Source organism: Aquincola agrisoli (assembly GCF_036621135.1).
GTDB lineage: Bacteria > Pseudomonadota > Gammaproteobacteria > Burkholderiales > Burkholderiaceae_C > Aquincola > Aquincola agrisoli.
The window spans coordinates 192,484-199,362 of sequence record NZ_JAZIBG010000024.1; the positions used below are offsets into that span (position 1 = coordinate 192,484).

Annotated in this window: 4 protein-coding genes; 2 read left to right on the plus strand and 2 right to left on the minus strand. The window is 71.0% G+C overall.

Annotation, left to right across the window (positions count from 1 at the left end; genetic code table 11):
* Positions 1-50 precede the first annotated feature (50 nt).
* Positions 51-1,490, plus strand: coding sequence for an aldehyde dehydrogenase family protein (locus tag V4F39_RS10950; RefSeq protein ID WP_332289413.1), 1,440 nt, complete (start codon positions 51-53; stop codon positions 1,488-1,490).
* A gap of 111 nt (positions 1,491-1,601) precedes the next feature.
* Positions 1,602-2,546, plus strand: a complete 945-nt coding sequence (locus V4F39_RS10955) for a 2-hydroxyacid dehydrogenase (protein ID WP_332289407.1) — start codon at positions 1,602-1,604, stop codon at positions 2,544-2,546.
* A gap of 13 nt (positions 2,547-2,559) precedes the next feature.
* Here the strand turns inward: V4F39_RS10955 and V4F39_RS10960 are convergent, their stop codons facing one another.
* Together V4F39_RS10960 and V4F39_RS10965 are read right to left on the minus strand one after the other, a co-directional pair.
* The gene (locus V4F39_RS10960) at positions 2,560-5,619 is read right to left on the minus strand and encodes a putative bifunctional diguanylate cyclase/phosphodiesterase (RefSeq protein WP_332289408.1); all 3,060 of its coding nucleotides are present in this window, start codon (positions 5,617-5,619) and stop codon (positions 2,560-2,562) included.
* A 22-nt stretch (positions 5,620-5,641) separates the two neighbouring features.
* On the minus strand, positions 5,642-6,535 hold the full coding sequence (locus tag V4F39_RS10965) for a transporter substrate-binding domain-containing protein (RefSeq protein WP_332289409.1): 894 nt from the start codon (positions 6,533-6,535) through the stop codon (positions 5,642-5,644).
* Between the last annotated feature and the right edge of the window lie 344 nt (positions 6,536-6,879).

Genomic DNA, 6,879 nt, shown 5'->3' on the forward strand with positions numbered 1-6,879 from the left:
GCGGCGACGGCGTGGCAGCCGGTGTTCCGCTTCAAGGAGAAGCCATGACGATTCACCAGAACTTCATCGGCGGCGAGTGGGTGCAGGGCGCCCGCACGAGCCGCAACATCAACCCGTCGGACACGCGCGACGTGATCGGCGAGTACGCGCAGGCCGACGCGGCGCAGGCCAGGCAAGCCATCGCCGCGGCGCACGCCGCGCAGGCGGCCTGGGGCGTGTCGACGCCCCAGCAGCGCTTCGACGTGCTCGACGCCGCCGGCAGCGAGATCCTGGCCCGCAAGGCGGAACTGGGCGACCTGCTGGCCCGCGAGGAAGGCAAGACGCTGCCCGAGGCCATCGGCGAAGTGGTCCGCGCCGGCAACATCTTCAAGTTCTTCGCCGGCGAGGCGCTGCGCGCGGCCGGCGACCTGCTGGCCTCGGTGCGTCCCGGCGTGGGCGTCGAGGTGACGCGCGAGCCCGTCGGCGTGGTGGGCCTCATCACGCCGTGGAACTTCCCGATCGCCATCCCGGCCTGGAAGATCGCCCCGGCGCTGGCGCACGGCAACACGGTCGTCTTCAAGCCCGCCGACCTGGTGCCCGGCTCGGCCTGGGCGCTGGCCGACATCCTCTCGCGCAGCGGCCTGCCCGCCGGCGTGTTCAACCTCGTGATGGGCCGCGGCTCCGAGGTGGGGGCGGTGCTGCTCGACGATACGCGCGTCAATGCGATCAGCTTCACCGGCTCGGTGCCCACCGGCCAGCGCGTCGCCGCGGCCTGCGTCGCGCGCATGGCCAAGTTCCAGCTCGAGATGGGCGGCAAGAACCCGTTCGTGGTGCTGGACGACGCCGACCTGAACGTCGCCGTCGGCGCCGCCGTCAACAGCGGCTTCTTCTCCACCGGCCAGCGCTGCACCGCGTCGAGCCGCGTGATCGTCACCGAAGGCATCCACGACCGCTTCGTCGCGGCGATGGCCGAGAAGATGAAGACGCTGAAGGTGGACGACGCCCGCAAGGCCGGCACCGACATCGGCCCGGTGGTCGACGAGAAGCAGCTCGCGCAGAACCTCGAATACGTGGGCATCGGCAAGAACGAAGGTGCCCGGCTCGTGGCCGGCGGCGAAGCCATCCCGACCAACGTGGATGGCCAGCCCGGCTTCTTCATGGCGCCGGCGCTCTTCAGCGAAACGACGCCCGGCATGCGCATCAACACCGAGGAGATCTTCGGCCCGGTGGTGAGCGTGCAGCGCGCGAAGAACTACGACGAGGCCCTGCACCTGGCCAACGACACCCCGTTCGGCCTGGCCTCGGGCATCGCCACCACCTCGCTGAAACACGCCACGCACTTCAAGCGCCACGCGCAGGCCGGCATGGTGATGGTGAACCTGCCCACCGCGGGGGTCGATTACCACGTGCCGTTCGGCGGCCGCAAGGGCTCGAGCTACGGCCCGCGCGAACAGGGCCGCTACGCGGCCGAGTTCTTCACCACCGTCAAAACCGCATACACGCAAGCGTGATGTGCCATTCGGGCTCGCCTGGCGGCATGATGCCGGGCGACCTCCGACAGCCCCGGCGCGGTCCACCGCAGCCGGGGCTTTTTGCTTCTTTGCCATCCATGAGGAGTCCTGATGAACAACAAGCAGCGCATCCTGCAGCAAGGTCCGCTGATGCCCGGCCTGGAGGCCCGGCTGGCCGAGGCCTATGACCTGCACCGGCTCGACACCCAGGCCGACCCCGAGACCTTCCTGGCCGAGCACGGCGACGGCTTCGTCGGGCTGGTCACCTCGGCGGCCGTGGGGGCGGACGCGGCGCTGATCGATGCGCTGCCGGCGTTGAAGGTGATCTCCAGCTTCGGCGTCGGCCTCGACAAGCTCGACCTCGACGCCGCTGCGCGCCGCGGGATCGCCGTGGGCAACACGCCGGAGGTGCTGAACGACTGCGTGGCCGACCTCGCGATCGCGCTGATGCTCGACGTCGCGCGCCGCACCGCCGCGGCGGACCGCTTCGTGCGCCGTGGCGAATGGCTGGAGCACCGCTTCCCGCTCGGCCGCCGCGTCAGCGGCGCGAAACTGGGCATCGTCGGGCTGGGCCGCATCGGCCGCACCATCGCGCGCCGTGCCGGCGGCTTCGAGATGGACATCCGCTACCACAGCCGCCGCCCGGTGGCCGACGTGCCCTGGCAGCACGAGCCGTCGCTGCTGGCGCTCGCGGGCTGGGCCGACTACCTGATCGTCATCACCGCCGGCGGCGCGGGCACCCACCACCTCATCGACGCCGAGGTGCTCGACGCGCTGGGCCCCGACGGCTTCATCGTCAACGTCTCCCGCGGCAGCGTGATCGACGAGGCGGCGCTGGTGAAGGCGCTGGTCGACAAGCGCATCGCCGGCGCCGGCCTCGACGTGTTCGACCGCGAGCCGCACGTGCCCGGCGAGCTGATGCACCTCGACAACGTGGTGCTGCTGCCGCACATCGCCAGCGCCACCCGCGAGACGCGCCAAGCCATGGCCGACCTCACCTTCGACAACCTGCAGGCCTTCTTCCGCGACGGCCAGGTGCTGACGTTCGCGGGCTGACCGCGTCCGCGCGCTACCAGCGGGTGGACAAGGGCCGGGGCCGCCTGCGGACCCTGGCGCCCGATGCCGGCCTGACCGTCGCGCTCTGCGCCGCCGCGCCCCCGAGGCCCGCCGCGGCCGGCCGGGCAGGGCGCTCGGCCCGCCGAGCGAGCAGGGCGTCGAAGGCCTGGGCTTCCAGCGGCCGCGACAGCGCGTAGCCCTGGCCGAAGTCGCAGCCCGCGCGGGCCAGCAGGGCCTGCTGGGCCTCGCTCTCCACCCCCTCGGCGATCACCTGGATGCCCAGCTTGTGGGCCATCGCGATGATGGCCTCGCACAGCGTCATGTCCTCGGAGTCCGGCGACAGGTTGCGCACGAACGACTGGTCGATCTTCAGGTAGTCGATCGTGAACTTCTTCAGGTACGACAGCGACGAGTAGCCGGTGCCGAAGTCGTCGATCGCCACCCGCAGGCCCGCGTCGCGGAACTTCAGCAGCTGCTCGGTGACGGCCTGGTTGGCATCGAGCAGCAGGCCTTCGGTGATCTCCAGCGTCAGCGAGCGTTGCGGCAGGCCGATCTCGCGCAGGTGCCGCGCCCACTGCGCCTGCAGGCCGTCCATGCGGTGGAACTGCACCGGCGAGACGTTGAAGCTCACCTCCAGGTCGATGCCGTGGCGCAGCTGCCAGGCCTGCACCTGGCGCGCCGTCTCGCGGAACACCCAGTCGCCGAGCTCGACGATCAGGCCGGTTTCCTCCGCGACGGGGATGAACTCCGAAGGACTCACGGCGCCGCGTGCCGGGTGCTGCCAGCGCAGCAGCGCCTCGGCCTTGCGCAAGGCGCCGGTGCGCAGGTCGACGATCGGCTGGTAGAGCAGCCTGAACTGCGGCCCGCCGATCGCCGCGCGCAGGTCGCCGGCCAACCGCAGCCGCGACTGCGAGGCGGTCTGCATCGAGGGCGTGAAGTGGCTGAAGCGGTTGCGGCCCTGCGCCTTGGCGGCGTACATCGCCTGGTCGGCCTGCTTCAGCAGCGTGTGCGCGTCGGCGGCGTCGCGCGGGTAGAGCGTGATGCCGATGCTGGCGGTGATGTAGACGCGCTCGTCGTCGAGCTCGAAAGGCTCGCTGAGCTTGTCGAGGATGGCCTGCGCGGCGCGGTCCACGCCGTCGAGGTCCTGCAGGCCGGTCAGCACGACGGTGAACTCGTCGCCGCCCAACCGGGCCACCAGGTCCGACTCGCGCACGCACAGGCCGACGCGGCGCGCCGCCTCCAGCAGCAGCACGTCGCCGATGTGGTGGCCGAGCGTGTCGTTGATCTCCTTGAAGCGGTCGAGGTCGAGGAACATCACCGCCATCGGCGTGCCGGTGCGGCGCGATTGGCGGATCTCTTGCTCCAGGCGCGCATGGAACATGCGGCGGTTGGGCAGGCCGGTGAGCCCGTCGAAGTTGGCCTGGCGCCAGATGGTCTCCTCGGACTCCTTGCGTTCCGAGATGTCGCGCATCAGCACCAGCAGGCGGTCCTCGCTCTCGCCGAGGTCGGCACGGCGCATGCTCACGTCGACCCAGAACTCGCGGCCGTCGCGCGCCCGTGCGCGCCACTCGAAGGACTGGGGCGTGCCGCCGGCCGCCTTCGACGCCCATTGCTCGATCTCCGGGGCGCAGGACATCGGCGTCCCCTCCCCGAGGCTCGCGAAGGTCAGCGAATACAGTGCCTCGCGCGTGCAGCCGAACATCTCCAGCACGCGGTCGTTGCCGTCGAGGATGCGGTCGGCCTGGAGGTCGAGGATGAGCAGCGCCTCGCCGATGCCGTTGTAGATGGTGCGCAGGCGCTGCTCGCTGGACAGCAGCGAGGCCTCCACCTGCTTGCGCTCGCCGATGTCGCTGCAGGTGCCCACCATGGTGGCCGGTGCGCCGTTGCGCGTGCGGCGCGCGACGATGCCGCTGTCGTGCACCCAGAGCCACCGGCCTTCGCCGGTGCGCACGCGGTGCTCGCTGTCGTAGGTGTCGCGCGTGCCGCCGAGGTGGCCGCGCAGCTCGGCCAGGGCGCGGTGGCGGTCGTCGGGGTGGATGCGCTCCTCCCATGCGCGCAGCGAGGTGCCCGCCGCGGCTGCCGACAGGCCGAGCATGCGCAGCCAGCCCGGCGAGTAGCGCCAGCGCCCGCGTTCGATCTCCCATTCCCAGACACATTCGCCGCCACCGTCGAGCGCGAACTGCAGGCGCTCGGTGCGGCTGCGCATGCGCTCGTACATCAACGCCGCGAGCAGCAGCAGCAGCGGCACCGCGCAGGCGGCGTACAGCATCGGCCGGGAGGTCAGGTGGTTGTAGACGTCGGCGGCAGCGAGCAGCGACACCACTGTCAGCCCGGCACCGGCCACCGGGGAGTTGATCGCCAGCAGGCCGCCGTCGATCGGTACCGGCGTGTGCGCCGGCATCGCGGCCAGCCTGCGCAGCAGTTCGGCGCCCAGCCCGCTGGCGGCGGCCAGCTTCAGCTCCTCGCCGCGGTCGGTGAGCAGCAGCTCCCGGTAGGTGTCCGACGCGATCAGCGAGCGGGTCAGCGGCGCGAGCTCGGCCACCGTGACGACGGTGCCCGCCGCCGTGTCCTTGTGGATCACCGGCACGGTGGTCACCAGGCGGGCGGCGGCGCGGTCGACCGACTGCTGCGGCGACGCCGGACCCTCCGCCGGCGCGATGCGTGGCGGCGCGCCCGGCACCATCTCGGCCAGCAGCCGGCCTTCTTCGTCGTAGAAGGCGATCTGGGCCGAGACCAGGCCGCCGCGGGTGGTCTGGCGGCTGCGTTCGCCGTGGAAGGCGGCCTCGATCGCGCCCAGGTTGGCGTCGAGCCCGTAGCGCCCCGACATGCCCAGCGACTTGTTGGCCAAGTAGCTGCGGATCTCCGGCAGCTCCGCGAGGCCGGCGGCGTCCTGCATGCGGTCGGCGAGCACGTCGCTCATCAGGATGCCCACGCGCTTGCTGTCGGCCACCACGCGGGCCTCCGCGGCCGAACGCAGCTGCGCCTGGGCCTGGAACGCGTTGAACAGCAGCGCGGCGGCGTAGGCGCCGAACATGAGCGCCACGAGGACCGGCCAGCGTGTCAGCAGGCGCATGGACAAGGATCCGCCGGACCGCTCAGCGCTGGGCGAAGAACGCGGGGAAGTAGCGCCGGATGCCCCGGTAGTACTTGTCGACGAGCTTGCCGTAGCTGCCGTCGGCCTTGATCTTCGCGAGGTAGGCGTTGAATGCGTCGCGCAGCTCGGGCGACCCCTTCGGGAACGCGGCGGCCAGCGCCTGCTCTTCCGAGATCGGGCCCAGCACCTTGATCTTGCCGGCCCACTTCTGCAGGTCGAGGATCGCATCGGGCACGTCGAGCAGCGTCAGTTCGGCGTGGCCGTTCAGCAGCGCGGGCACCATCTCGTTGAGGTTGGTGCTGCGGGTGTAGGCGCGCAGGTCCAGGCCGATGCCCTTCAGCCCGTAGTTGGCCGGGTCCAGGCAGGTGCGCTCCATCACCAGCAGGCTCCTGCGGCCGATCAGGGCCTTGGTCTGCGCGACGTCCTTGGCCAGGTCTTCGCTGCCGGCGATCGGCTTCAGCGGCGAATCGGCCCGGGCAACCAGCAGCACCTGCGACGGGAAGGTAGGCGCTGAGTACAGCACGACCTGCTCGCGCCAGGGCAGTACGGTGAAGCCGGTGGCGATCATGTCGCCCTTGACCGGGAAGCTGCCCGACAGCACCACCTTGCCGCCGTCGCGGCCCACCTCCTGGCCCAGCAGGTCGCGCAGCACGGAGTAGAAGTCGGTGTAGACGAGCTTGTAGTCGACGCCGATGTGCTTCGCGAAGCCCTTTACCAGCTCGACATCGAAACCGTCGCCGTCGCCGGTCACGAAGTTGGCGTAGCGGATGCCCAGATGGCGCAGCTCACCCCGGGCCTGGATCTCCTTCAGGTCGGCCGCGGCCGCGGGGGCTGCCCAGGCCGACACCACCACGAGCCCGAGGCCCAGCCACTGCTTCCAACCGCTGCGTTTCATGGCACCCACTCCCTGCGTCAGGCGACACGCAAACCGACGTGCCGCTGGGGAATATCGGCCGCGCCCGCCGCTGCCGTGAGTGCGGCGCGCGGGCCCGCGGCGGGCGGTTTGGGCAATCGTGCGCAGCTTGCCGCGCGGGCCTGGCGCCATCTCTGCCGGTTGTTATCACCTCCAGGAAAAAGAGCCACGGCGGTCGCCCGCCGTGGCCCCGGTCGCGGCAGCGCCGCCTGTTTACTTGAAGAGCCCCGGCAGCCAGAGCGAGAACGCCGGCACGTAGGTGACGAGCGCCAGGCACACGGTGAGCGCGCCGTAGAAGGGCAGGATCGACTTCATGACCTGCCCGA